Raw genomic sequence first — 23,418 nt, 5'->3', positions numbered from 1 at the left:
GGCAGTAGACGAAAAATCTGCTGGTATTCGCCGCCCTGATCTCTTTGGCAAAAATCTGTAGCTGGTTCCGTTCGCAAGCCGAATGGAATCACACCTTGAAAAACCGGCTTGTACAGATATGCAGCTTTTCACAGCGGGGGCCGGTCCAAATGCCGAGGGCCGGCAAATTCAAAGGCTCTTCCAGAATTCGATATCTTTGCTTTTCCGGCACTTGTCGGCGGTACCTTGTGTATAAGGGTAGGATTTATTCTTTACGGGTTTACAATGTTTGGACTCCAATGTGGTGAATCTAGGTCACCTTCAATTGAATTTTCTCTTGCAAGCCCTTCCTGTTTTGCATAGATGTCTATCAAAGGAAACACAGTAAGTCGATGCAGCATGCCTAGTGAATACGTGGGCTCATTTCGTGTATTTTTAACCAGAGGGCTTAGCGATACAATTTGAACAGCATCCTTTCTTACAGGAACATCGAAAATAATGTCTTCTTTATATCCATTCGCAATGCTTATTGCTGTTACCGTCCCCATTTTCTCGACCATAGAAAACCGTGGATCAATGTCAACAGTCAATAGGACTTTCCAAATTCCATTCTTATCAGTTAGTCCTGAACTTATTAAATGCCCCTTGTTGTCAACGATTAGTATTCGCGTGTTTGGGACCATGACGCCAGGACCTAACACACGAAATTCAACAGTAGAAGTCACAGTAGAATCTGTAGGTATTTCCGCAAACACCACATTATCTGCGGCAAACAAAAGGTAAATTGCCAATATACAATATAAAGAGTTTAACCGAATGATGATAGCCGCCCCTTTCACATTGCTACCATAGTTTAACAACTTGGTCCCTTTTTGATACATAAGGCAGGAACGCGGTATCGTGTTTTAGATATCAATTGAAAATAGATACGTATGGCGAATCGGGAAGAATTGAGATACGCTGAAAGTGAGAAATTGCCAGCACATAAGGAGGAACAGTGATGGAGGAGCTATTTCACACCCGGTTCTGTGATCTCTTTTCGATCAGATTGCCGTTGGTGCAGGCGGGCATGGCGGGGAATATCACCTCGCCGCAAATGGTAGCGGCGGTATCGGAAGCCGGCGGGCTGGGAACGCTCGGCGGAGCCTATATGAAGCCGGATGCGCTGCGTCAGGCGATTCGCCAGGTGAAAGAACTGACTAAAAAACCGTTTAGCGTCAATCTGCTCATCTCCGATGAACCGCCGCAGGCAACAGTCAGCCCGGAGCTCACGGACTGGATCAACCAGATGCGCAAGGAGGTAGGCTTGGAAGCCTGGTCGGGGGAAGTACCGGACTACGTTAACGACCTGGACGAGTGTTTTTCGGTCATCCTCGACGAGAAAGTGCCGGTGTTCAGCGTGGCTTTCCAATTGCCTGGGCGATACGGCCAAGCGGCCAAGCAGGCTGGTATGAAGCTGATCGGCATGGCCACGACTGTGGCCGAAGGGCTCGCACTGCAGGCCGAAGGGGTGGACGCAGTGGTCGCCCAGGGAGGAGAAGCGGGAGGACACCGCGGAACTTTTTCCGTCAGACCGGGCGGAAATGGCGAAACGGTAGGGACGATGGCCCTGCTGCCGTTGATGGCGGACGCGTTGCCTGATACCCCGGTCATCGCAGCAGGCGGAATCATGGATGGGCGTGGAGTGGTTGCGGCCTTTGCGCTGGGAGCAGATGCGGTGCAGCTGGGAACGCGGTTTTTGGCCTGTGAGGAAAGCCTTGCTCACCGGGCCTACAAGGAAAAACTGGCCCAGGCGAAAGAGACCGAGCCGCAGATCACCCGGGCTTTTTCCGGACGGCCGGCGCGGGGGCTGTCGAACCGGCTGATGGAGAGCTTTGCCCAGCGGCAGTTGGCATCTCTGCCCTATCCGCTGCAAAACACCTTGACCCGTGAGATCCGCAACGCGGCGGCGAAGAACAACCAGGCCAATTACATGTCGCTTTGGGCAGGGCAAGGAGTCCCGCAGCTGGCAAACAAGCGCAGTGAAACAGCCGGGCAAATCGTCGAGAGCCTGTTTGCCGAAGCCCGGCAGGTATTGAACCGGGTCGGCAGGCTTGGGTAGCGGGGTGAATCCTCATCGATTTGCGTATCCTTCAGACGTTCGTCGTGGCCGCGAAGTTTGAGAACTTCCGGCAGACAGCAGAAGCGCTGTTTATCGCTCAACCGACGGTCACCCAGCATATTCGCCTGCTGGAGAAAGAACTGGGGATTGAGTTGTTCGACCGGGTAGGGAAATTCGTCAAGCTCACTCCTGCCGGCAAGCGTTTCCTGCCGCATGCCAGCGCCTTGCTGGCAGGGTGGCAGGCAGGGACAGAGGATCTGCTGGCGTGGCAGCAGGGTTACAGCGAAAATCTTCACATCGCCGTCTCCCCGGTGATCGCCCGCAGTTCATTGCCCGGCTTGATTCGCCATTACACCAAACGGTATCCCGAGGTGGATATCTCGATTCGAATTGCCGATTCCCTCGAGATCGGCAGGTTGGTGCAAAGCGGGCAGGTCGATCTCGGCTTGTCCCGGATGGTGCCGGGAGAGTTCCAATTGGACGCCCATTTGATCCAGACTGATCCCGTCGTGTTTGCCGTTCCGCTGAACGGGGGAGATATCGAAGCGCCCCTGCCCGACTGGGAGCAGGAGCTGACGGGGAATCTGCTGCTGACGCACAACCATCCGGGCTATTGGGAAGACCTTCTGCTGGCGCTCCGTCAGCGGGGACTCTCCTTTCGAACCATGACGATCACCCATGTGGATATTACCAAACGGTTTATCGAAGAAGGGTTGGGGGTTTCTTTTCTGCCCAGGTCGGCCATTGCCCGGGAGCTGTTTGAAAATCGCTTTATCGAGCTGGAGACGCCAGGGCTTGTCCTGCCCCAGGCCGCTTCGTATCTGGTCGTATCCAAAACCGGCTGTTCGCAAACGGCCAAACAGATGATTGATATTCTCGGCTCCCTGTACCCGCCGCTGCCGCTGATCCGGTCGATGTAGCCGGCCATGATTGATTATAAAATGTAATTGATCATGTTGTATTATTCTATTTCACCTGTTGATTTTCTCTTGCTATAGTGAAAGAAAAAAGGGGTGGAATGGTATGGCGGAACAAATTGTAGCCATAGGCCTGGAAGGCATCGTCGTCGCTGAAACCGACCTGAGTCTGGTCGACGGAATAAACGGTCATTTAGTCTATCGCAATCACTGGGCGCGCGATCTGGCGGTAAACAACACGTTCGAAGAAGTGGCGCATCTGTTGTGGTACGGACATCTGCCCAGTCAGCAGGAGAGAGACAATCTGCAGGCGGCCCTGGCGGACAATCGCCAACTTCCCGGGCATGTAAAGGCGGCAATCGACCTGATTCCCGCCGATGTAGACATGATGAGCGTACTGCGGACTGCGGTTTCGCTGCTCGGCCAACCGTCTCACAGCTGGCCGCCGACTCTGGAGCAGGTCATCTCGCTGACCGCGAAGCTGCCGACGATTGTCGCTTACCGCCAGGCCCGTCTGGAAGGGCGGGAGCTGCCGGAACCGCGAAAAGACCTCGGGCATACGGCTAATTACCTGTATATGCTGCAGGGCAAGGAGCCGAGCAGCGCGCATGTGCGGGCACTGGATGCCTATTTGATCCTGACACAGGAGCACGGCATGAACGCGTCTACATTTGCCGCAAGGGTAGTCGCCTCGACACGTTCGGACTTGATTTCATCCATCACGGCGGCCATCGGCGCTTTGAAGGGACCGCTGCACGGCGGTGCGCCGTCGGAGGTCACAGAGATGATGGAGCAAATCGGCAGCAAGGAAAACGCCGAGCCGTGGCTGCGGAGGGCTTTGGAAGCAGGAGAGCGCCTGATGGGCTTCGGCCACCGCGTCTACAAGACTACCGATCCGCGGGCGACCGCCCTTCGTACGGTAGCTTCCGCCCTGGCTGGAGATGACCCGTGGTTTGATCTGGCGGTTCATGTGGAGAAAGTGGGTTTGCAATTGCTGGAGGAGTACAAACCGGGACGCAAGCTCAACACCAATGTCGAGTTCTACGCCGCAGCAGTCATGCGGGCGGTAGGATTGGCTGATACGCTGTTCACCCCGACATTTGCCGTCAGCCGGGTCGTCGGCTGGTCGGCCCACGTCCTGGAGCAGGCGGCGAACAACCGGATTATTCGTCCGCAATCGGCATACACTGGCAAAATGCCGGATTAAAACCCAAGAAAATGCAAAATAGGCGGACGTCCGCTTGATGAGACGGCAGACACAGACAGAGAGGCATTTGCTTTTCGCATCTGTGTCTGCTTTCGTGTTCTGCTGGTTTATTTCAATACCTCATCCCCCTGGGAGGGAAGAATCACCCGTTTGGGGTATAGACCCTTTGTCGTTCTTTGGTATGATGAAATGGTAGGTTTTACGCGATGAAATCTAGTGCAAATGACCCGAAAAACCGCGGCGTTATTCGACAAAATGCATCTATTGTCATAGTTTTGCCAATAGGGTAGTATGGTTGGTAATTTCCGAATATTTGTAGAGTCCTGGTGATGAAAGGATGCTGAGAATCTTACAGGATGTGCGGTTTTACATTTTCATTTTTCGCTGGTTTGCCTTGTTGTCCGCATTTTTGTTTTATACCAGAACGGTTGTAGAAGAGTATCCCTTTCTTCTCGTTTTGATCGGAATCAATGTCATCTATACGCTGCTGATGTTTTACCCAATTCCCAAACGCAGTAGAATTCTCCTCATCATGACGGATCTGGCCTTCAATGTCGTGTTGATTTCCCAAACCGGTCGGTGGCTCAGTCCGTTTCTGCCTTATGCCTATACTTCTCTCTGCTGGTTGGGAACGTATGTATGGGGAAAGGCCTACTTACTCATCATCGCTGCTTATTTTATCAGCTGCCTGATTATTCCCCACGTATTCGTCAGCCGTTACGAATTGTCATCTGCTTCGCTTCAGCTGCTCTACTTTATCTTCCAGTTATCGATTTGTGTCGCCCTGTTTCTTGTTTCCGGTTACCTGGTGAAGTACGGCCATACGATATATCGCAGATTGGTCATGATTTTGCAAATTCAAAAGAGACTTCCGCTTGTAGACAGCCTGTCCGAATTAAGTTCCCTGACGGAAAGAACGGTAGAGAGAATATACGCTGTAGACCGGGCTTATCTCTGTTGGACAGGGGAAATTGAAGAAAAAAGAGATTTCTTAAAGCAACACTACCTAACATGCTTGCTTGCAGACGGTAAGATGTCCATCAGGCGGCCGTGTGCCTTGCCATTGACTGATTATACAGGATGTGTAAAGACGATGTTCCTGTTTCCGCTTGTAAGCAGAGGAATCACGCAGGCGGTTATTCTGTTCGAGGTGAAAGGGGGAACAGCGCCGCATCGATTTTCCCAACTGTTCTTGCAGCTGCTGGCAAGCGCTGTGTTGAATCAGGGGCATCAGCTGAGGCTGCGCCGTGAAATAGCCGCAGCGCTGGATGCAGACATGCGAAAAAGAATGGCTCAGGATATGCACGACGGTTTGGCACAACAGCTGTTCTTCCTGTCTACGCAAATCTTTCGAATCAAGCAGCAACTCTCCCGAAGCGACAGTGAGCAGATAACAGGGTTGATCAGGCAGGTGGAGAGAAAGGTGCAGGATTGTCATTTGGAAGTGAGGCGGTACATTCAGCATCTTCGCTATAACCGCGAGGACAGCCATTTATTCGATGCGGTCAGGCAGCTTTTGGACAGACTGACTGACGGAAGCGAAATCAGGCTGCATTATGACCCCAAGGGGCGGGCCGTTGCGGAGAATATCGCTGTCGAGGAAGCGATTTACCGCTTTGTCGAAGAGGCGGTCTCCAATGTGTTGAAACACGCGCAGGCGAAAGAAATTCATGTCGATCTGGAGGTCTCATCCGTTCAGTGGACGGTCAAGATCAGAGATGACGGTATCGGCTTTGATTCGGAGAAGGAACAGCGAAAATCAGGAAGCTTCGGGCTTGTAGGGATGGAAGAGAGAATCAACCGGGCGGGCGGGGCGTTGACGATCCGTTCAGAACTCGGGAAGGGTACTGTGGTATCCGCGATCATACCGAGAGGGAGTAGAGATGTGTATGTCTAACGTTCGTTTGTTGCTTGCAGATGACCACCAGATCGTCAGAGAGGGCATGAAAATGATTGTGGAAGGCTCATCGCGATTTACAGTCGTAGGCGAGGCGTCAAATGGAGATGAATTGCTGAGCCAGGCGTGGAAGGAGAAGCCGGATATCATCCTCTCCGATTTGAAGATGCCCGGCCCGTCGATTATCGACAGCTGCGAACAGCTAAAAGAACGTTTGCCGGACGTAAAAATTGTGATATTGACGGCGTTCGATGAGAGTGAAGACAAATTTCGCGCACTCGAATCCGGCATCGACGGCTACATTATGAAAGATACTCTCCCGGAGCAAATTTTGGGTGCCATGGAGATGGTCGCCATGGGGTATTCCTGCTTCCAACCCAAGCTGGATCGAAAAAAGCACGAGGCGGAAGAGAGGCTCATGCTGACTGAGCGGGAACAAGAGATTTTTCAATTGATCGTAGAGAATTACAGCAATCAGGAGATCGCCCAAAAACTGTATATTTCCGAAGCCACCGTGAAGACCCACGTGAGCAGCATTTTGCGTAAAACCGGACAACCAAATCGTTCACAAGCTGTTTTGTATGCCCTCAAAAAGGGGTTTGTTCAGGTGAGAACCTGAGAACAACAAACAAGCGCGGAGGATGGAAATTTTGGTGAATAGGACGTTAAAACATCTGGCGGATCGTTTTATTTTTTGGGTGGGGATTGTTGTATCCATCCATCTTTTGTCAGTATTCATTTATGCGGCATACAGTGATAACGGAGTTCCGGAAAAAACCGTTGGCATTAGCCTAAGTGCAATCGTTCTGTGGACACTATATCTGATGCATCGTTTTTTTTCCATAGGTCAGCTATATTCACCGCATATTACAGCTTTTTTCATTCTGCTTGGAGACACTTTTTTCGTCATTTACAATCCGATGGACTATCAGGAGGTCTGGATCATCCTGCTCTTTTATCCTATTATGATCAGTTTGTTTCAAAACAGGCAATTATTTACCATTTGGGGAATATTCGCCTTTTTATTGGCCGGACTTTTTATTATCGTTGATTTCTCGCAAATGGGACCGGGCGACAGCATGTATGCTCTGTTAATCAGCCGTTTGTTTCTCTATGCCGGAAGTTTATTGCTTGGCTGGATCATCATGACGTACAGCGCTTCCCTAAAAAAAAGCTTCTTACAGAAAGGGGAAGAGCAAAACAAGGAGTATTTGATCAGACTGCTGCAAACGCTGATTCCGATCGTGGAACGAAAGTCCCGAATTTCCAGCAAGGAAATCGTTCTGTCGACAGGTCTGATGAAACGGATGATGAGTTATTTTCCCAATGATCGGGTGGAGTATTGGGAAATTCAACTTCTCTCCTTGCTTCACTTCATCAGCCGAATTGAGTGGCCCGACTATGTATTTGACAAGCCAGACAAACTGACCCTCTACGAATACCAGCTGGTGAAAGAACATTGCTATATTGGACGGAGTCTGTTGGGAAGCGACTCATCCCTCAAGCGTGTGAGGGAAGCGCTTCAGGCCCACCACGAAAGGTATGATGGAACCGGCTATCCCTGTCAGCTAAAAGGGGAGGAGATTCCGCGACTGGCCCAGATACTCGGGGTCGTAGAATGTTTCATCGCGATGACGAGTCCGCGTGCTTACCGTGAAGCTTTTTCTTTTGATAAGGCAATGTCGGAAATTGAATCGATGGCAGGAACTGCATTTGATCCAAAAGTGGTAGAATCGCTGCGAGATGCACTTGAACTGTACGATAAAAGCCAAACCAGGACGAAAGCCTCTCCGCTGGTCGGTTGAAAATCACTCCCGGGGAGGAGAAATGCCAGACTCCCAGGTGATGTGGCTTTCCCTCCCATTTGATATGCTAGCAGATAAAGTCGGAACGGGAGGAAAATAGGGTGTTTCAAAAGAGATGCGACCGCTGCCGCAGGACTTCATTTGGGAGCAATCCTGCGAACCGCTGGATTTGTCCGTACTGCCGAAAAGACATTACGCATGTAAAGGTGGTTACTCCTCAAGCCGGTTATAATGTTTTCCAAAAGAAAGGCTATACATTTCGAAGACCCTGCCAAATAAGGCAGGGTCTTACCGTTAGCATGACGATTCTCTCCTACTCAAGTAGGAGGGCCTATCAGATTCATAGCACCCTGATTTCATTCCAGCAGTGGAAGTTAGAACATTGCGAACAATGTACAATAACAATCGTCAAGGGATTTTACAGCGGCATTCAGTAAAAGGGGGCACATAAATGCGACGTAAACGTTCAGCGCGAATCAAGAAACACAGACGACGAATAATCGCATATCGTGTCGCTCATATAACGAGTTTGGCCTCGATGATTATCTCGGTTGCAGCCATGCAGATTAATACACCGACTCACGCATTGTTTATCGATCAAACTCAAATGCAAGGATCGTTTTCTGCAGCGTTTGTCTTTCCAGGAAGAGTGAATGATTTAACCGATGATGCTTCTGCAGCATGTGAAAGGGCTAGAGATCTCGATGAGACAGCCCAGGAAATAGTAAGAGACAGCAAGCGGGCAACGACCCTTGAAGAATTTGCAGATGCTTCGAGCGGCATATCTCTGATCGCCAAAAAAGCAGCTATGGAAGCAGAATTGGCATCCGACATCGTATCTAGGCTGGAAGAGTACGTCCGGCAAGCAGAACGTGAAGTGGACGCCAAAAGGAATGAGTTGGATCAGCTTCAAGAAGGATCGGTTGTTCTAGACATTCAACTGAACCTGGCAAAGTACAACGTGAGTTTAGCTGAAGAAATGCTGGACTATATACAAGCAGCATATGAAAGGGCAAAAGATTCCGCCGAAAAAGCACAAGGGTACGCCGACAGCGCGGCGGAAGCGGTTGAAAGAGTCAAGGATTACAAGGAAGAATTGCGAGAGGCAATCAAAGCTGCAGAAGAAGCTCTAAAGCTGCAGCAGCCTGTGCCCACCGAGGAACAACAGCCGGCAGAAGAAGAACCGACTGTACCTGCTGAGGAACAACAACCGGCAGAGGAAGAGCCGACTGTACCTGCTGAGGAACAGCCGCCAGCGGAGGAAGAGCCGACTACTGTACCTGCTGAGGAACAGCCGCCAGCGGAGGAAGAGCCGACTGTACCTGCTGAAGGACATTCGCCAGCAANCGGCAGAGGAAGAGCCGACTGTACCTGCTGAGGAACAGCCGCCAGCGGAGGAAGAGCCGACTACTGTACCTGCTGAGGAACAGCCGCCAGCGGAGGAAGAGCCGACTGTACCTGCTGAAGGACATTCGCCAGCAAAGGAAGAGCCGACTATACCTGCCGAGGAACAGCCGCCAGTAGAGGAAGAGCCGACTATACCTGCCGAGGAACAGCCGCCAGTAGAGGAAGAGCCGACTTCACCTGCCGAAGAACATCCGCCAGCCGTAGAGGAAGAGGCGCCGTCCATTGAAGAGCCGTCATCAGATAAGGAAACAGCTTCGCCAAATTCAGGAGATTCCCTGAAGGAAGAAAAGGAAAAGCCTTCCGAAAAGGAGACGACAGAGGAAGCAACATCCAATGAGAAAGATCAATCGGCATCAGAAGAGTCCGATGACTCTGAGTCATCAAGTAATGATGGTGGAGATGACGCCGACCATAACGATGCTGACCTAGACTCATAAGAAACTTTTAGAAAAGAGGGTTTTCGATGAAGAAAACGATCAGCCGGGCCGTCACGATTGTATTGACATTGCTTCTGATTGTGTCCACGTTCTTTACGGTATCATCCAGGATTTCCGGGGGTACGCCGAAGCTGTTTGGCTATCAGTTGATGACGGTCCTGTCGGGGTCGATGGAACCCATCATTCAAACCGGATCAATCATAGCAGTCAAACCCATCCAAGATCCAACAAATTTGAAAGTGGGTGATGTTGTAACGTATGAATCGCCGTTTAAACCGGGGATGTTAATAACCCACCGGATTAAAGAGGTCAGGCAGACGGGAGCACAGCTTGAATACATCACCAAAGGTGACAACAACACCTCTCCAGACCCCAGACCGATCCCGGCCAACAATGTAGTAGCCAAATATGAAGATATCACGATTCCTTACGCAGGTTATGCGCTTTCCTTTCTACAGTCAAAAGAAGGCATTGCGCTCATGCTGATCGTGCCTGGTCTGTTTCTGGTCATTTCGCAAATATTCGTCATCTGGCGTACGTTGTCCCGCTGGGAACAGGAAAAATCATTAACAAAAAATTCGTAATAACCAATCTATTTGATCACTTCTCTGCCATTATCATCTGATTTTGAAGGGAAGTTCAAAAAATAAACAAACCCCAAAAGAGGGAAAATAAGGAGGATGTCACACATGAGCATTAAAACAAAATTAACCTTGGCCATGGCCACTATGGCTGTCGGCGCAACCGCTGCACTGGGAGGTACATTTGCTTACTTCAGTTCAGACTCGACCTCTCATAACGAGTTTACGAATGGCACTGTTGTACTGAGACCGGGTACCGCCTACCTCGAAAGATTTACAATTAACAACTTCAAGCCTGGTGACCTGCTGAATGCGACTTTCGTAAACCAGGAGCCCGCCTGGTCGCTCAACAACCACGGAACGCTTCCGTTCAATGTGTTGATGGAAGTGACATCTAACGAATCGGATGGAAAGGGTTTTGACGAACACCTGATCTTTACGGAACTGAAGTTTAACGGCCAAGACTTAATCGCTGGCCTAAACGGTGGAACTGAGATCAGCCTAAAAGATCTGGCAGAGAAAACAGCCTCCAAATCACATCAAATCAAAGATGCGGAGGGGAACGTTACTACTACGCTGGATGGATATATGATCGGCAATATCCCTGTCAGCAGCACCCGGAATGTGACATATAAGATCGTGTTCCGCGACAACGGTGAAGACCAAAACTACTTGCAAGGAGCCCAGGCACCTTTCGACGTGAAATTCACCGCCGTGCAAGAAGACGGCACGTTGTATAACAAAGACAACCTGTCGAACGGCACCCCCGGCAGCGGTGGCGGCAACTGGGAGCCGACTAACTAAAAAAAGAAGAGTATAGGGGCGGAGGGATTTTCCTCCGCCTTCCTGTCAATGCTGGATGAAAGGCACATCCGGAATGCGAGGGAGAAGTCATGAAATGGGATGGTTTGCTGATCGCTATTTGTTTATGTTGTATGGCAGCCGTTTATTTGCCATTCGGGGAGACAAGCGCGACACCTGCGGAATACCGGATAGACATTTCAACGAATCCGGGGAACGGCTTTTTAAGCGTAAAGGATCTAAAACCCGGGGACAGTGTAAAGTCAACCATTCATGTGAACAACGACAGCAATACGGAATTTGCCTATACGGTAACCGCTAACTGGGAAAATGGTTCAAAGGCGCTTTATAACCTGTTGCAGTTGACGATAGCTGATCAGTCCGGCATACGTTATCAAGGATTATTGACAGATTTGAAACAGCTGCCAATTGGTGAAATTGACGTGTTTAAAAGCGATTCACTCGTTTTCACTGCCACACTTCCTGCCGAGATGGGAAATGAATATCAAGGGCTAATGACAAAGGCAGCGTTGGTTTTTCAGGCTGAACCATTATTGCCGAAAGAGAACCTGTTCTTGCCGCCGTTTGGAAACGATCAGTTTAGTCACCAACAGGGTTCGACCACACCAATTTCTTTTTCTGTGAACGGAACCAACATCATGTTAAAGGTAACAGGACCTGCGGAGGGAGAACAGACGCAAACATATCTCTTTCAGTTAAACGATGGAACGCTGAAAAAGGAAGGGAATTACTACAAGGCAGAATTTAGCGGTTCATATCCGGCGGGAGAGTATGCAGCGGTCATCTATGATGGGGACAGGGTTCTGGGTAAAAAAACTTTTCGAGTGGCGGCAAAGGGGAGCCGCTCGAACACAGGAAAGTGAAAACAGTCCGTTTAACCATTGTCGGTTAGACGGACTGTTTTTACGAGTAAGCGTTCTTTACCTTACTGCCGTCTTCAAAGCCTGATCCAGATCAGCCAGGATGTCCTCAATCGCCTCTGTGCCGATCGACAAGCGGATCATCTCGGGCAATACTCCGGATTGGCGCTGTTCTTCTTCCGTGAGCTGTTGATGGGTAGTGCTGGCCGGATGGATGATTAGCGACTTGGAATCACCGACGTTGGCCAGGTGGGAGAACAGCTTGACAGATTCGATCAGCTTGCTGCCCTGGGCAACTCCGCCCTTGATCCCGAACGTCAGGATGGCTCCTTGTCCTTTCGGCAGGTATTTCCTCGCCAGTTGATGCTGTGAGTCTGTCTCCAGACCAGGGTAATTCACCCAGCTGACCAGCGGGTGGTCGGAGAGGAACTTGGCTACCGCCAGCGCGTTTTGGCTGTGCCGCTCCATCCGCAGGTGCAGGGTTTCCAGACCTTGCAGGAACAGGAAGGAGTTGAACGGCGAAAGCGTTGCGCCAATGTCGCGCTGAAGCTGGACGCGGGCTTTGATGATGTAGGCCAGATTGCCGACTGCTTCCGTATAGACGACGCCGTGATAGCTTGGGTCGGGAGTGGTCAAGCCGGGAAACTTTCCGTTATTCCAATCAAACTTGCCGGAGTCGACGATGATGCCTCCGATGGATGTGCCGTGTCCGCCGATAAACTTTGTCGTGGAATGGACGACGATGTCAGCGCCGTGTTCAAATGGCCGGCAGAGGATCGGAGAAGCAAATGTGTTGTCGACGATCAGCGGGATTCCGTGCTCGTGGGCGATCTTGGCGATGGCTTCCAGATCAGCGACGTCGATCCGGGGGTTGCCGATCGTTTCGCAGAACAGGGCTTTGGTTTTCTCGTTGATCTTGGCCCGGAAGTTCTCAGGGTTGGATTGATCGACAAAGTGGAATTTTACCCCCATCTTCGGCAGCGTGTGGGCAAACAGGTTGTAAGTTCCGCCGTATAAGCTGCTGGATGAAACGATCTCGTCGCCTGCCCCGGCGATGTTGAGGATCGAAAACGTGATGGCAGCCTGGCCGGAAGCGGTAGCCAGCGCTCCCACGCCCCCTTCGAGCAGGGCGACACGCTTTTCAAACACATCTTGTGTCGGATTCATGATGCGTGTGTAGATGTTGCCAAACTCTTTTAAAGCGAACAGGTTGGCGGCATGCTCCGCATCGCGAAATACGTATGATGAGGTCTGATAGATAGGGACAGCCAGCGAACCGGTAGTAGGATCGGCCTCTTGTCCGCCGTGCAGGGCGATAGTTTCCAATTTCCACTCTTGATCAGCCATTTTGCATCTCTCCTGTTTTCACTATTTTTAAAGGAAGAAGAAAAGCCTTCTTCTGAGGGGAAGAAGGCTCGTTACACAATTGTGTCACCGGTTTCATCTCTCAGAATCAGCAGATTCTGCAGGAATTAGCACCTTGCACATTATCTGTGCCGGTTGCCGGGTTTCATCGGGCCAGTCCCTCCACCTCTCTTGATGAGGATATGTAGTTGTTTCTCGTATTGTAAAAGATAGAAGAGATAATTGTCAACCAGTTTCGAAAACTTTTTCGCAGACGAACGGTGTTGCAAATCTGTAATGAATTCGCCGTCCGTTGTTCACAACCTCTTCCATTCGCTGCCACATTTTGGCGTAAAGTAATAGTAAGGGCAACAATGATCTGCCTGCGGAAGGGAGAGACAGATATGGAACTGGATAATACCATGCTCGCCCGTATCCTGACGTCGTTAACACTGGGCTTTCACATCATCTTTGCTGCTTTAGGGGTGGGCATTCCCGTCGCCATCTCGATTGCGGAATGGATTGGCATCCGCAAGAAAAATCCGCTTTACCTGGTCATGGCCAAGCGTTGGCTGAGAGGCTTTACCGTCACCGTGGCGGTCGGAGTCGTGACAGGTACCTGCATCGGGCTGCAGCTCAGCTTGTTGTGGCCAAGCTTTATGAAGATAGCAGGCGAGGCGATTTCCCTGCCGTTGTTTTTAGAGACATTTGCCTTCTTTTTTGAAGCGATTTTTTTAGGGATTTATCTCTACACCTGGGATCGGTTTAAGAACCCGTACGTACACTGGCTCTTCTCTATCCCGGTGATCATCGGTTCTACGGCGTCCGCCTTTTTCATCATGACGGTAAACGCCTTTATGAATGCACCGCAAGGCTTTACGCTGGCCGACGGGAAGATCGTCGACATCCAGCCGCTCGTCGCGATGTTTAACCCGGCGACGCCTTCGAAAGCGGGGCACATGATTCTGTCCGCCTACGCCGCGTCCGCCTTTGCCTTGGCAGCCATTGCCGCCTATTCGTTGCTCAAAAGGGGGAGAGATCACGAGTACTACCGCAAATCGCTTCATTTTACGGTGGTGCTGGCCTTGATCTTCTCTGTCGGAACAGCGGTCTGGGGTGATATCGCCGGGAAGTACCTGGCCAAACACCAGCCGGAAAAACTGGCGGCAGCCGAATGGCATTTTGAAACCAAGCCGAATGCTGAGCTGATCTTTGGCGGTATGCTGGATAAAGAGACGAATGAAGTGAAGTATGCGATCAAGCTTCCCTATGCGCTGAGCATTCTGGCAACAGGGAATCCGACAGGGGAAGTGAAGGGGCTGAATGAAATTCCCGAGGAGTTGAGACCCCCGCTGTTTATTCACTACCTGTTTGATGGAATGGTGGCGATTGGCGGTTACCTGGTCATCGTCCCTCTGCTGTACATCTTTCTGCGCTGGAGAAAGAAGCCAAGCGCCGTTTCGCGGCCGATGCTGTGGGCGATTCTGCTTGGGGCACCGCTCTCTTTTCTGGCGATTGAGCTCGGCTGGATCTTTTCCGAAATCGGCCGGCAGCCGTGGATCCTGTACGGCTATATGAAGACACAGCACGCCGCGACGACAGCGGACAACGTCGGCGAGATGCTGGTCCTGTTCGGCTGCTTGTACCTCTTCTTAGGGATTGTCTGTACATTAGTCTTGCGGAGAATGTTTAAAAAGAACCCGGTCGAACACGACCTGGCCAGAGCACAAGAGAGGAATTGAAAGGAGGAGAAGCAACATGCTGGAAATGCTGGGAATTACCGTGCTGTGGACCTTTTTGTACGGCTATATCATCGTCGCGTCCATCGATTTTGGCGCCGGCTTCTTCTCCTTTTACAGCAAAATGCGCCGGCAGGATCACCTCATCAATGGGGTGATCGAACGCTATCTGTCGCCCGTATGGGAAGTGACCAATGTCTTTTTGATCTTTTTCGTGGTCGGCTTGATCGGTTTTTTTCCTGATACCGCCTACTACTACGGTACGGCACTCCTGGTGCCGGGGAGCATCGCGCTCGTCCTGATTTCGCTGCGCGGATCGTTTTACGCCTTTGCCCACTATGGAGCGCGGGAGAACACGGTGTACCAGTTTGTCTACGGCGTGACAGGGCTGTTGATTCCCGCCTCGCTGGCAACGATATTGACGATCTCTGAAGGCGGGTTTATTTCGGTCGAGGGGGAGCGCATCACCCTGCTGATGGATAAACTGCTGGCCAGTCCTTATTCCTGGGCGGTCGTGATTCTGGCGCTGGTCAGCGTGTTGTTTATCAGCGCCAGCTTCCTGACCTGCTACGCCGATAAAGCCAGGGATGCCGCCGCGGCGAAGCTGCTCAGGTCGTTTGCGATCGGTTGGAGCCTGCCGACCATTTTTGCCAGCTTTCTCGTCTTTTTCTCGATCAGAACGCATAACCCGGAGCACTTTGACAACATGCTGGACATGAGCTGGATGTTTTTGCTGTCGCTCGGCTGCTTTCTGATTGCGCTGGCGCTGCTTTTGAAAAAGCGGTATTACGGGTGGGCGTTTGTGTTTGTCATGCTGCAGTTCGCCTTCGCCTTCTTCGGCTACGGCGCTTCCCATCTGCCTTACCTGTTGTACCCGTACATTACGATCTCGGACAGCGTCACCAGTCCGCAGATGGGATTGGCGCTGGTGATCGGGTTTGTCGCCGGTTTGTGTCTGCTGGTTCCGTCCTTGATTCTGCTAATGCGCCTGTTCCTGTTTGACTCCAAGTACGTGCAAGGAAAGTAAAGGCCCATTGGCGCGCGGCTGAAGGTTTATGTTAAGATAAATGCATGGAAACAGCTACGCAGCGTACAGGAGGGCGAAAACGGTGGAAACCGAGGTTAAAGAGATTCTCCCTGAGGAATTGATCAAGCGGCTGGAGCAAGGGGAAAAAATTCAGGTCATCGACGTTCGCGAGCAGCATGAATGGGACGATGGACACATTCCCCAAGCGATTCACATACCGCTCGGGACCCTTCCCGAAAAACTGCCGGCGCTTGATAAGGAGACGCCGATCGTGATGGTCTGCCGCAGCGGCGCACGCAGCTGGCGGGCGACGGAATTCGCACAGTATTACGGCTACAAGGTAGAAAACATGGCTGGCGGCATGCTGGCGTGGCCGGGTGAAGTGATCTCATAAGGGGAAAAACAGCGAGGGGCAAATGCCTCAAGCTGTTTTTTTGTGTGTTCCAATGAATTGGCGGGTCTTTGTAGGCGGGATCTATGGATATCTGCGGATATCTCCTGTTGGTTGGCTACGCTTTCCATGGCGGCGAATAGTTTGAGGATAGCCACCATTTTTTAGAGCGGGTGATCAAGATGGGGAACATGCTTGGGATTATGACGCATCGCGTAACGAAGCCGGAGCGGTTTGAACCCTTCTTTCACGTAGCAGCGCAGGAGGGGTTTGGTGGGATTATTGTCTTTACGCCGCATGACGCGGATCTGCAGAAGGAAACGATAGCAGGCTGGATCCGCGACAAGGGCCGCTGGAAGAGGAAAGATGTGCCGTTTCCTCTCATTTCCCATGACGTGGGATACTATCGCAAGCCGGAAACGATTCAAAAAGTAAAAGCTTTAAAGCGTCAAGAAAAGATGCCATTTATTGGATATGGGCTGGGCAGCAAGTGGAGCATTCACAAGGCGCTGCTCAACATTCCCGTGTTGCAGCCCCATTTGCCTGAGACTGTGCGATATCGGGAAAAAACGGATGTGGTCAACATGCTCAAAAAGCACGAAACAGTCATGCTGAAGCCGCTCAACGGGCTAGGCGGAGAGGGAATCTATCGGCTGAGCAGCGGGGGAGACGGATACCTATTGGAGGGGGGCGGGGAGCCGATGCGCCGCTGCACCCGACGAGCGATCGGTAAGGCGCTCCATGCCATATGCCGCAATGGAAAGTACATCGTTCAACAGTGGCTGGACATTCGCAGCCAGGAAGGGCGTGTCTACGATATTCGCTCGTTGATGCAGAAAGGCCGGCAGGGAGAGTGGCAGCTTATGGGTTTCTGCGTACGAGAAGGCGGGGCCGGAAAATTTACATCTAATCTCTCTGGCGGGGGAAGCGCTCATCAGGTGTTTCCCTATCTGGAAAAAAACTATGGTCCTGAGCGGGCCGGGGAGATTGAACAAAAGCTGCGGGAGATTTCCAGCCGGGTCTGTACGGGATTGGAGGAAGTAAAGTGTAAAAGACTGGTGGAGCTCGGTTTGGACCTGGGAGTAGACAGGGACGGGCACATTTGGATCATCGAGGTAAATATCAAGCCGGGAAAGACGCAGGGCAGGGATATCTATCAGTTGAAAACGGCAGAAGACAGGATCCGGCTTCCGATTCAATTTGCCAGCGGCTTGATCAAGGGCTTGCCAGCCGGCAGATAGGGGTGCGAGACCGTCGCACCCCACACTTTTGTCAGCACGCGGGATTACCACAACAGTCCGCCGCCTAAGGCACCCGCTGCTACGACAACCCACGGGGGCGTCTTCCAGAACACCAGCAATACAAACAGAACAGATGAAAAAGCAAAGTCGGACGGCGCGAGTATGGAAGTGGTCCAAAGCGGTTGATACAAAGCGGCCAGCAGGATGCCGACGACGGCTGCGTTGATTCCTGTCATCGCCCCCTGCGCTTTCGGACTGCTGCGCAAGGTGTTCCAGAAGGGAAGCGCCCCGAGAACGAGCAAAAACGCCGGCAAAAAGATGGCTGCTGTGGCCAGCGCAGCGCCAAAGACCCCGCCCCAAACGGCTCCTACATACCCGGCGAAAGTAAACAGAGGCCCAGGGACGGCCTGAGCGGCGCCGTAACCGGCCAAAAAATCCTGTTTGTCCACCCAACCGGCCGGAACGACCTCCCTCTCAAGCAGCGGCAGCACCACATGGCCGCCTCCGAACACCAGTGAACCTGCACGGTAAAAACTGTCTAATACAGCAACCCACTCCAACTGTGTGACCTGACGCAATAGAGGCAAACCGATCAACAAGGCAAAAAACAGCGCCAGACAACCCGCTGCCGTTTTGCGGCTGACGGCTACATGCAGCGATGGAGCGTGCTCGTCGGCGGCACTTCTATACAGCCAAAAACCGAGCACTCCTGCCGCAGCAATGAGTAAGACCTGGCTCACCACCGATTGCCAGATCAACGTAATGGCCGCCGTGACGACGGCGATGCTGGCACGCGTCCGGTCAGCCGCCAGTTTTTGTCCCATTCCCCACACGGCTTGAGCGACAATTGCTACGGCGACAAGCTTTAGTCCGTGAATCCAGCCTGCGCTGCTGATGTCAAACCCATTGATCAACAGGGCAAACAAGGTTAAGGCAATCAAGGAAGGAAGAGTGAAGCCCAGCCATGCTGCAATTCCGCCAAGCACTCCGGCCCGGATGACCCCGATCCCGATGCCCGCCTGGCTGCTTGCCGGCCCCGGCAGAAACTGGCACAGGGCGACGAGGTCTGCGTAACTCCTGTCATCTATCCATTTTCTTTTACGGACGTACTCTTCATAAAAATAGCCAAGATGGGCTGCGGGTCCGCCGAACGAAGTAAGTCCCAGCTTAAACGATACTCGCAGCACCTCCAGTACCCCATACCGCCTGCTCCTTGCTTTGGACGGAGCAGGCTGATCACTTCTTGCCATGCGGCAACTCCCCTTTTTGTACAGACCGATTCCCCTATAACTTCTATAAAAGAGAAAAACGATCCTGTCACGGATCGTTTCATTTCCTATTCATTTAACATTCGATAGCCGGACTTGTTCGTCCTTGGTAGCAGTGCGAGTGGCCTTTGTCGTACGATGTCTCCCCACCAAAATCGTGGTAGTGCGAGCCGTCCGGCAGAGGTATGGCTGGGCCGGTGCAGCCGCGAAAGTGGTGAACGTGCCCGCTGTCATAGGAAGTGGTACCCTCGTAAAAATGAACGTGATCCATTCCCCCGTCGGCAGGGGTAGTGTTACCGCCCATCCAGTGCCGATGCCCGAAATTTACGCTCGTCCGGGCGGCGTAATCGTGGATGTGAACAGGGTTCCGATGATACCAACTGACAAACTCAACCTCGTGTTTGTGTCCTTTGGCCATGCAAATCTCCCCTTTTGCTAGGATGTAATCACTGTCAGCATATACACTGACCGGGAATTCTGACATGGGTGATTGGACTATTGTACTGTCCGAAATCTTAACAATCGCTTAATAATAGCTTAATCCCTGCTTCATGCCCCTGCAGTATGATGATAACCGTAAAGAGAAACAACATTTTGCGAACAGGGGGCTATTTCCTTGAAAAAGCTAGTATCGATTTTTGCAGGAATATTGACGGCGGGATTGCTATTGACGGGCTGCGGCCAAAGCGCTTCGCCGACAACTCAGAGCAGCGACAACAATCAAAATACTCCGCCTGCCGCGACTTCTGAGCAACCTCCGGCAACAACAACAGACAATACACCGATTCTTGCTGTCGGATCTACTGCCATTCAAAAGTTAGTAGAGCAAGGTGCGAAAGACTTCATGGCTAAGAATGCCGGCGTCCAAATCCAGGTGCAAGGCGGAGGAAGCGGAACTGGTCTGAGCCAGGTAGCCACCGGAGCGGCAACGATCGGTAACTCCGACATTTTTGCCGAAGAGAAGGAAGGAGTTCCGGCAGCAGAGCTGAAGGATCACATTGTCAGCGTGGTCGGCATGGCTGCTGTGGCTAATCCGGGAGTGGGTGTTGACAATCTGACCAAACAGCAATTAATCGATATCTTTACAGGAAAGATCACCAACTGGAAGGACGTAGGCGGCGCTGACCAAAAAATTACGCTGGTCAATCGCCCGAAGAGCTCCGGTACGCGAGCTACCTTCGTAAAATTTGCACTTGATGGACATGACGAAGCCGAGGGTATTACAGACGACTCGTCCGGTAACGTTCAAAAAATTATTGCTGAAACACCGGGAGCTGTCGGTTACCTGGCTCTATCTTACCTCAATGATTCCGTAAAAGCCCTGAAGCTCGACGGTGTCGAAGCGAAGCAGGAGACGATCGTAACGAATGAGTATCCTGTCTGGGCGTATGAACACATGTACACCAAAGGGGAACCGACCGGCAATGTCAAAGCGTTTCTCGAGTATATGGTGAGCGATGAAGTACAGAAAGGCGTCGTAACCGAGCTGGGTTTCATCCCCGCTACAGAGATGAAGGTCGTACGTGACGCCAGCGGCAACGTTACGAAAAAATAAGAAACCGGCAATAGCAGTCGTCCGAGAGGGGTATATCTACCCCTCCCTTCTGCTTCCCGTAACTTGATTTTTTATACAGTAGGAATCTATAGCTCCGCCAAAGTTCTGGCGCAGCCAAGTTTTCGAAGAGGAAAGGTAGGTTGGAGATGGAGTATCCAACGATAGAGGGAGCAGTTCTGCCCAAATCGGAACGGTCCCACCGTAAAGGCCAGGAGCATGAGGCTTCCCAATCAGATATGCGGCAAAGACTTTTGACACACAATCGAAAACAACGGATCGAAAATGCCTCTGGCAAATTGATTACGCGGATTTGCGCTGCTTTATTGATTGTCATGACTTTGTCGATTACCTACTTCATTGCTTCAAAGGGGTTAGCTACTTTCTTTGTCAACAAGGTCAGTGTCACTGACTTTTTGCTGGGCCGGCTTTGGGATCCGGAAGGGAAACCAGCGAGCTTTGGCGTCCTGCCATTTCTCATGGGATCGTTCGCGGTAACGGCGTTAGCAGCTTGCATCGCCGCTCCGCTCGGTATCGGAACTGCCATTTACATGACAGAAATCGCTCCGTCTTTCGGCAAAAAAGTGCTAAAGCCCGTCATTGAACTGCTTGTGGGGATTCCGTCCGTGGTCTACGGCTACATCGGTTTGACCCTGCTGGTTCCTCTGCTCCGCGCCCAGTTTGACACGCTGGGATTTAGCCTGCTTGCAGGCGGCATTGTTTTAGCCGTGATGATCTTGCCTACTGTGACAAGTGTCGCTACAGATGCGATTGCGGCTGTTCCGCAGGATGTTCGGAGCGCGTCACTGGCGCTGGGGGCCACCCGTTGGCAAACGATCTGGCACATTGTTTTGCAGAGCGCGCTGCCAGGGTGTCTGACGGCCGTGGTACTAGGTATGGCGCGTGCTTTTGGAGAAGCCTTGGCTGTTCAGATGGTGATTGGAAACACGTCAAATTTACCGGCCAGCCTGCTTGGACCGATCAGTACGCTCACCAGTGGAATTACGCTTAACATGGGTAACACGATACCGGGAACACCTTACCACAATGCCCTGTGGTCGATGGCGCTGCTGCTTTTGGGCATGTCGTTTTTCTTTATCCTGGTGATTCGCATCCTGGGCAGAAAGAAGTTGGTGAAATGAGGGCAAGAGCACTGGATCGTCTCGCTACGGTTGTGTTGACTCTGTTTGCGGTGCTGATTATCGGTCTGCTTCTCGGATTGGTCGGGTTCATCCTATCGAAGGGATGGCACAAGCTGAATTGGGACTTTATCAGTTCGCCGCCCCAGATCGTCAAAGCGGGCGGAGGCGTCGGACCGCAGTTGTTTAACTCTCTTTACCTCTTGGTGCTAACCATGTTGATCGCTCTGCCATTGGGTCTGGGGGCGGGCATTTATATGTCGGAGTATGCGCCTGACAACCGGTTTACCCGGTTTATTCGTCTGAGTATGGAGGTTCTGTCGTCCCTTCCCTCGATTGTGGTCGGTTTGTTCGGCTTGGTTGTGTTTGTGCAAATGACCGGTTTGGGCTATTCGTTACTATCCGGTGCACTGGCACTGACAGTATTTAATCTGCCGCTTCTGGTCCGCGTGACCGAGGACGCGATTCGCTCGGTACCTCAAGATCAGAAAGAAGCCAGTCTCGCTTTGGGAGTGACCAAATGGCGGACGATTGTATCGGTTATTCTGCCTGCAGCGGTTCCCGGAATAGTCACGGGAGCAATATTAGCTTCGGGGCGCGTTTTTGGCGAGGCGGCGGCTTTGCTCTTTACAGCGGGCATGTCGTCACCTGATCTGGTGTTTACCAATTTTGACGTCAGCAGCGCTACTTCACCGCTCAATCCATTCCGGCCTGCGGAGACACTGGCTGTTCATATCTGGAAGGTGAACAGCGAGGGAATGATTCCCGATGCCCGGGCGGTAGCAGATGGATCTGCGGCAATACTCGTGCTAACGGTACTGGTGTTTAACATATGTGCCAGATGGTTTAGCAGATGGATATTCCGACGCACGACATCCGGAGAAGCGTAAGGAGGAAGCAAAAATGAAACAGGCAGACGATGTGATTATCAGAACGAAGCAGTTGTCGGTATACTACGGAGACCGCCAAGCGGTGTCGAATATTGAGATGGAAATCGAACGGAATGCCGTCACAGCCTTTATCGGTCCGTCCGGGTGCGGAAAATCTACCTTTTTGCGCAGTCTCAACCGGATGAATGACCTGATCCCCGCCTGCCGGGTGACGGGAAAAATCACGATTGAGGACATTGACATCACGGACGAGAAAATTAATATAGAAGGGCTGCGCAAGTCTGTAGGCATGGTGTTTCAGCGGCCCAATCCGTTTCAAAAATCGATTTATGACAATATCGCCTTCGCGCCGCGCCTGCACGGAATCCGGGAGAAGAAGAAGCTTGACGAGATCGTCGAGGAGAGCCTGCGCAAGGCAGCGTTATGGGACGAGGTAAAAGACAGGCTGCATACATCAGCGCTCTCTCTGTCCGGGGGCCAGCAGCAAAGGCTCTGCATCGCCCGTGCGATTGCACTCCGCCCGTCTGTCTTGCTGCTGGATGAGCCGGCGTCCGCGCTCGACCCAATCTCTACCAAGAAGATCGAAGAGTTGATTGTGGAGTTGAAGGCGGAGTATACAGTCGTGATCGTCACGCACAACATGCAGCAGGCCGCCCGCATCTCCGACAACACGGCCTTTTTCCTGATGGGTGAGCTGGTGGAGATGGACCGGACGGAGAAGATTTTTTCACAGCCCGAGTGCCAGCAAACCGAGGATTATATCAACGGCCGCTTCGGATAAGGAGAAAGATAGGCATAATAAGACTCCCCCCAA

General features: G+C 51.8%; 21 protein-coding genes and 1 riboswitch. Of the genes, 17 read left to right on the top strand and 4 right to left on the bottom strand.

Annotated elements, in window-relative coordinates; all coding sequences use genetic code 11:
* Window positions 1-251: 251 nt before the first annotated feature.
* Window positions 252-839 (bottom strand): hypothetical protein, encoded by a 588-nt coding sequence (locus ACI7RC_RS17570; protein WP_408109513.1) that lies wholly within the window; start codon window positions 837-839, stop codon window positions 252-254.
* A gap of 140 nt (window positions 840-979) precedes the next feature.
* On the opposite strand from ACI7RC_RS17570, the gene ACI7RC_RS17565 reads away from it, so the two are divergent.
* The 9 genes from ACI7RC_RS17565 to ACI7RC_RS17525 all read left to right on the top strand — a co-directional run bounded on the left by ACI7RC_RS17565 (window position 980) and on the right by ACI7RC_RS17525 (window position 12,016).
* Window positions 980-2,080, top strand: a complete 1,101-nt coding sequence (locus ACI7RC_RS17565; RefSeq protein ID WP_408109512.1) for an NAD(P)H-dependent flavin oxidoreductase — start codon at window positions 980-982, stop codon at window positions 2,078-2,080.
* A 14-nt stretch (window positions 2,081-2,094) separates the two neighbouring features.
* On the top strand, window positions 2,095-3,000 hold the full coding sequence (locus ACI7RC_RS17560; RefSeq protein ID WP_408109558.1) for a LysR family transcriptional regulator: 906 nt from the start codon (window positions 2,095-2,097) through the stop codon (window positions 2,998-3,000).
* Between the two features lie 103 nt (window positions 3,001-3,103).
* Window positions 3,104-4,204 carry a citrate synthase gene (locus ACI7RC_RS17555; protein ID WP_408109511.1) on the top strand — a complete coding sequence of 367 codons (1,101 nt, stop codon included), beginning with the start codon at window positions 3,104-3,106 and terminating at the stop codon, window positions 4,202-4,204.
* A 337-nt stretch (window positions 4,205-4,541) separates the two neighbouring features.
* A complete protein-coding gene (locus tag ACI7RC_RS17550) occupies window positions 4,542-6,101 on the top strand; it encodes a sensor histidine kinase (RefSeq protein WP_408109510.1) in 1,560 nt (519 codons plus the stop codon).
* Window positions 6,094-6,720, top strand: a complete 627-nt coding sequence (locus ACI7RC_RS17545) for a response regulator (RefSeq protein ID WP_408109509.1) — start codon at window positions 6,094-6,096, stop codon at window positions 6,718-6,720. Before ACI7RC_RS17550 ends, ACI7RC_RS17545 begins: the two co-directional genes overlap by 8 nt.
* A 34-nt stretch (window positions 6,721-6,754) precedes the next feature.
* Window positions 6,755-7,906 (top strand): HD-GYP domain-containing protein, encoded by a 1,152-nt coding sequence (locus ACI7RC_RS17540; RefSeq protein ID WP_408109508.1) that lies wholly within the window; start codon window positions 6,755-6,757, stop codon window positions 7,904-7,906.
* 1,870 nt (window positions 7,907-9,776) lie between these two features.
* Window positions 9,777-10,334: a signal peptidase I SipW gene (gene sipW, locus ACI7RC_RS17535; protein ID WP_408109507.1), complete on the top strand. Its 558-nt coding sequence runs from the start codon at window positions 9,777-9,779 to the stop codon at window positions 10,332-10,334.
* Between the two features lie 105 nt (window positions 10,335-10,439).
* Complete coding sequence (locus tag ACI7RC_RS17530; RefSeq protein ID WP_408109506.1) at window positions 10,440-11,135, top strand: TasA family protein; 696 nt, start codon at window positions 10,440-10,442, stop codon at window positions 11,133-11,135.
* 89 nt (window positions 11,136-11,224) lie between these two features.
* Window positions 11,225-12,016: a hypothetical protein gene (locus ACI7RC_RS17525; RefSeq protein ID WP_408109505.1), complete on the top strand. Its 792-nt coding sequence runs from the start codon at window positions 11,225-11,227 to the stop codon at window positions 12,014-12,016.
* Window positions 12,017-12,073: 57 nt separating this feature from the next.
* On the opposite strand, the gene ACI7RC_RS17520 is transcribed toward ACI7RC_RS17525, so the two are convergent.
* On the bottom strand, window positions 12,074-13,360 hold the full coding sequence (locus ACI7RC_RS17520) for a homocysteine synthase (protein WP_408109504.1): 1,287 nt from the start codon (window positions 13,358-13,360) through the stop codon (window positions 12,074-12,076).
* Between the two features lie 90 nt (window positions 13,361-13,450).
* Window positions 13,451-13,559, bottom strand: a riboswitch (SAM riboswitch).
* A gap of 202 nt (window positions 13,560-13,761) precedes the next feature.
* On the opposite strand from ACI7RC_RS17520, the gene ACI7RC_RS17515 reads away from it, so the two are divergent.
* From ACI7RC_RS17515 to ACI7RC_RS17500, 4 genes are all read left to right on the top strand, one after another.
* Complete coding sequence (locus ACI7RC_RS17515) at window positions 13,762-15,099, top strand: cytochrome ubiquinol oxidase subunit I (RefSeq protein WP_408109503.1); 1,338 nt, start codon at window positions 13,762-13,764, stop codon at window positions 15,097-15,099.
* A gap of 16 nt (window positions 15,100-15,115) precedes the next feature.
* Window positions 15,116-16,123 (top strand): cytochrome d ubiquinol oxidase subunit II, encoded by a 1,008-nt coding sequence (locus tag ACI7RC_RS17510; RefSeq protein ID WP_408109502.1) that lies wholly within the window; start codon window positions 15,116-15,118, stop codon window positions 16,121-16,123.
* Window positions 16,124-16,205: 82 nt separating this feature from the next.
* The gene (locus ACI7RC_RS17505) at window positions 16,206-16,517 is read left to right on the top strand and encodes a rhodanese-like domain-containing protein (protein WP_408109501.1); all 312 of its coding nucleotides are present in this window, start codon (window positions 16,206-16,208) and stop codon (window positions 16,515-16,517) included.
* Window positions 16,518-16,696: 179 nt separating this feature from the next.
* Window positions 16,697-17,755: a YheC/YheD family endospore coat-associated protein gene (locus ACI7RC_RS17500; protein ID WP_408109500.1), complete on the top strand. Its 1,059-nt coding sequence runs from the start codon at window positions 16,697-16,699 to the stop codon at window positions 17,753-17,755.
* Between the two features lie 44 nt (window positions 17,756-17,799).
* Here the strand turns inward: ACI7RC_RS17500 and ACI7RC_RS17495 are convergent, their stop codons facing one another.
* Window positions 17,800-19,005: a chromate transporter gene (locus ACI7RC_RS17495; protein ID WP_408109499.1), complete on the bottom strand. Its 1,206-nt coding sequence runs from the start codon at window positions 19,003-19,005 to the stop codon at window positions 17,800-17,802.
* 94 nt (window positions 19,006-19,099) lie between these two features.
* Window positions 19,100-19,441 carry a YmaF family protein gene (locus ACI7RC_RS17490; RefSeq protein WP_408109498.1) on the bottom strand — a complete coding sequence of 114 codons (342 nt, stop codon included), beginning with the start codon at window positions 19,439-19,441 and terminating at the stop codon, window positions 19,100-19,102.
* Between the two features lie 198 nt (window positions 19,442-19,639).
* On the opposite strand from ACI7RC_RS17490, the gene ACI7RC_RS17485 reads away from it, so the two are divergent.
* From ACI7RC_RS17485 to pstB, 4 genes are all read left to right on the top strand, one after another.
* Complete coding sequence (locus ACI7RC_RS17485) at window positions 19,640-20,578, top strand: phosphate ABC transporter substrate-binding protein (RefSeq protein WP_408109497.1); 939 nt, start codon at window positions 19,640-19,642, stop codon at window positions 20,576-20,578.
* 236 nt (window positions 20,579-20,814) lie between these two features.
* Window positions 20,815-21,717: a phosphate ABC transporter permease subunit PstC gene (pstC, locus tag ACI7RC_RS17480; RefSeq protein WP_408109557.1), complete on the top strand. Its 903-nt coding sequence runs from the start codon at window positions 20,815-20,817 to the stop codon at window positions 21,715-21,717.
* Window positions 21,714-22,604 (top strand): phosphate ABC transporter permease PstA, encoded by an 891-nt coding sequence (pstA, locus tag ACI7RC_RS17475; protein ID WP_408109496.1) that lies wholly within the window; start codon window positions 21,714-21,716, stop codon window positions 22,602-22,604. The genes pstC and pstA overlap by 4 nt, the downstream gene beginning before the upstream one ends.
* 13 nt (window positions 22,605-22,617) lie before the next feature.
* Window positions 22,618-23,385: a phosphate ABC transporter ATP-binding protein PstB gene (pstB, locus tag ACI7RC_RS17470; RefSeq protein ID WP_408109495.1), complete on the top strand. Its 768-nt coding sequence runs from the start codon at window positions 22,618-22,620 to the stop codon at window positions 23,383-23,385.
* The last annotated feature ends 33 nt before the right edge of the window (window positions 23,386-23,418 follow it).

The sequence above is a fragment of the Brevibacillus sp. B_LB10_24 genome (assembly GCF_046036945.1).
Taxonomy (GTDB): Bacteria; Bacillota; Bacilli; order Brevibacillales; family Brevibacillaceae; genus Brevibacillus_C.
Note: the sequence above shows the minus strand (reverse complement) of the source record. Positions and strands in the feature narration are given on the sequence as shown.

What these genes read in the sequence shown, in the direction of transcription:
- pstA (WP_408109496.1), top strand. Translation starts at nt 21,714, where the DNA reads ATGAGGGCAAGAGCACTGGATCGTCTCGCTACGGTTGTGTTGACTCTG.
- ACI7RC_RS17500 (WP_408109500.1), top strand. Translation starts at nt 16,697, where the DNA reads ATGGGGAACATGCTTGGGATTATGACGCATCGCGTAACGAAGCCGGAG.
- ACI7RC_RS17515 (WP_408109503.1), top strand. Translation starts at nt 13,762, where the DNA reads ATGGAACTGGATAATACCATGCTCGCCCGTATCCTGACGTCGTTAACA.
- pstB (WP_408109495.1), top strand. Translation starts at nt 22,618, where the DNA reads ATGAAACAGGCAGACGATGTGATTATCAGAACGAAGCAGTTGTCGGTA.
- ACI7RC_RS17490 (WP_408109498.1), bottom strand. Translation starts at nt 19,441, where the DNA reads ATGGCCAAAGGACACAAACACGAGGTTGAGTTTGTCAGTTGGTATCAT.
- ACI7RC_RS17510 (WP_408109502.1), top strand. Translation starts at nt 15,116, where the DNA reads ATGCTGGAAATGCTGGGAATTACCGTGCTGTGGACCTTTTTGTACGGC.
- pstC (WP_408109557.1), top strand. Translation starts at nt 20,815, where the DNA reads ATGCGGCAAAGACTTTTGACACACAATCGAAAACAACGGATCGAAAAT.
- sipW (WP_408109507.1), top strand. Translation starts at nt 9,777, where the DNA reads ATGAAGAAAACGATCAGCCGGGCCGTCACGATTGTATTGACATTGCTT.
- ACI7RC_RS17550 (WP_408109510.1), top strand. Translation starts at nt 4,542, where the DNA reads ATGCTGAGAATCTTACAGGATGTGCGGTTTTACATTTTCATTTTTCGC.
- ACI7RC_RS17495 (WP_408109499.1), bottom strand. Translation starts at nt 19,005, where the DNA reads ATGGCAAGAAGTGATCAGCCTGCTCCGTCCAAAGCAAGGAGCAGGCGG.
- ACI7RC_RS17530 (WP_408109506.1), top strand. Translation starts at nt 10,440, where the DNA reads ATGAGCATTAAAACAAAATTAACCTTGGCCATGGCCACTATGGCTGTC.
- ACI7RC_RS17565 (WP_408109512.1), top strand. Translation starts at nt 980, where the DNA reads ATGGAGGAGCTATTTCACACCCGGTTCTGTGATCTCTTTTCGATCAGA.
- ACI7RC_RS17545 (WP_408109509.1), top strand. Translation starts at nt 6,094, where the DNA reads ATGTCTAACGTTCGTTTGTTGCTTGCAGATGACCACCAGATCGTCAGA.
- ACI7RC_RS17525 (WP_408109505.1), top strand. Translation starts at nt 11,225, where the DNA reads ATGAAATGGGATGGTTTGCTGATCGCTATTTGTTTATGTTGTATGGCA.
- ACI7RC_RS17520 (WP_408109504.1), bottom strand. Translation starts at nt 13,360, where the DNA reads ATGGCTGATCAAGAGTGGAAATTGGAAACTATCGCCCTGCACGGCGGA.
- ACI7RC_RS17555 (WP_408109511.1), top strand. Translation starts at nt 3,104, where the DNA reads ATGGCGGAACAAATTGTAGCCATAGGCCTGGAAGGCATCGTCGTCGCT.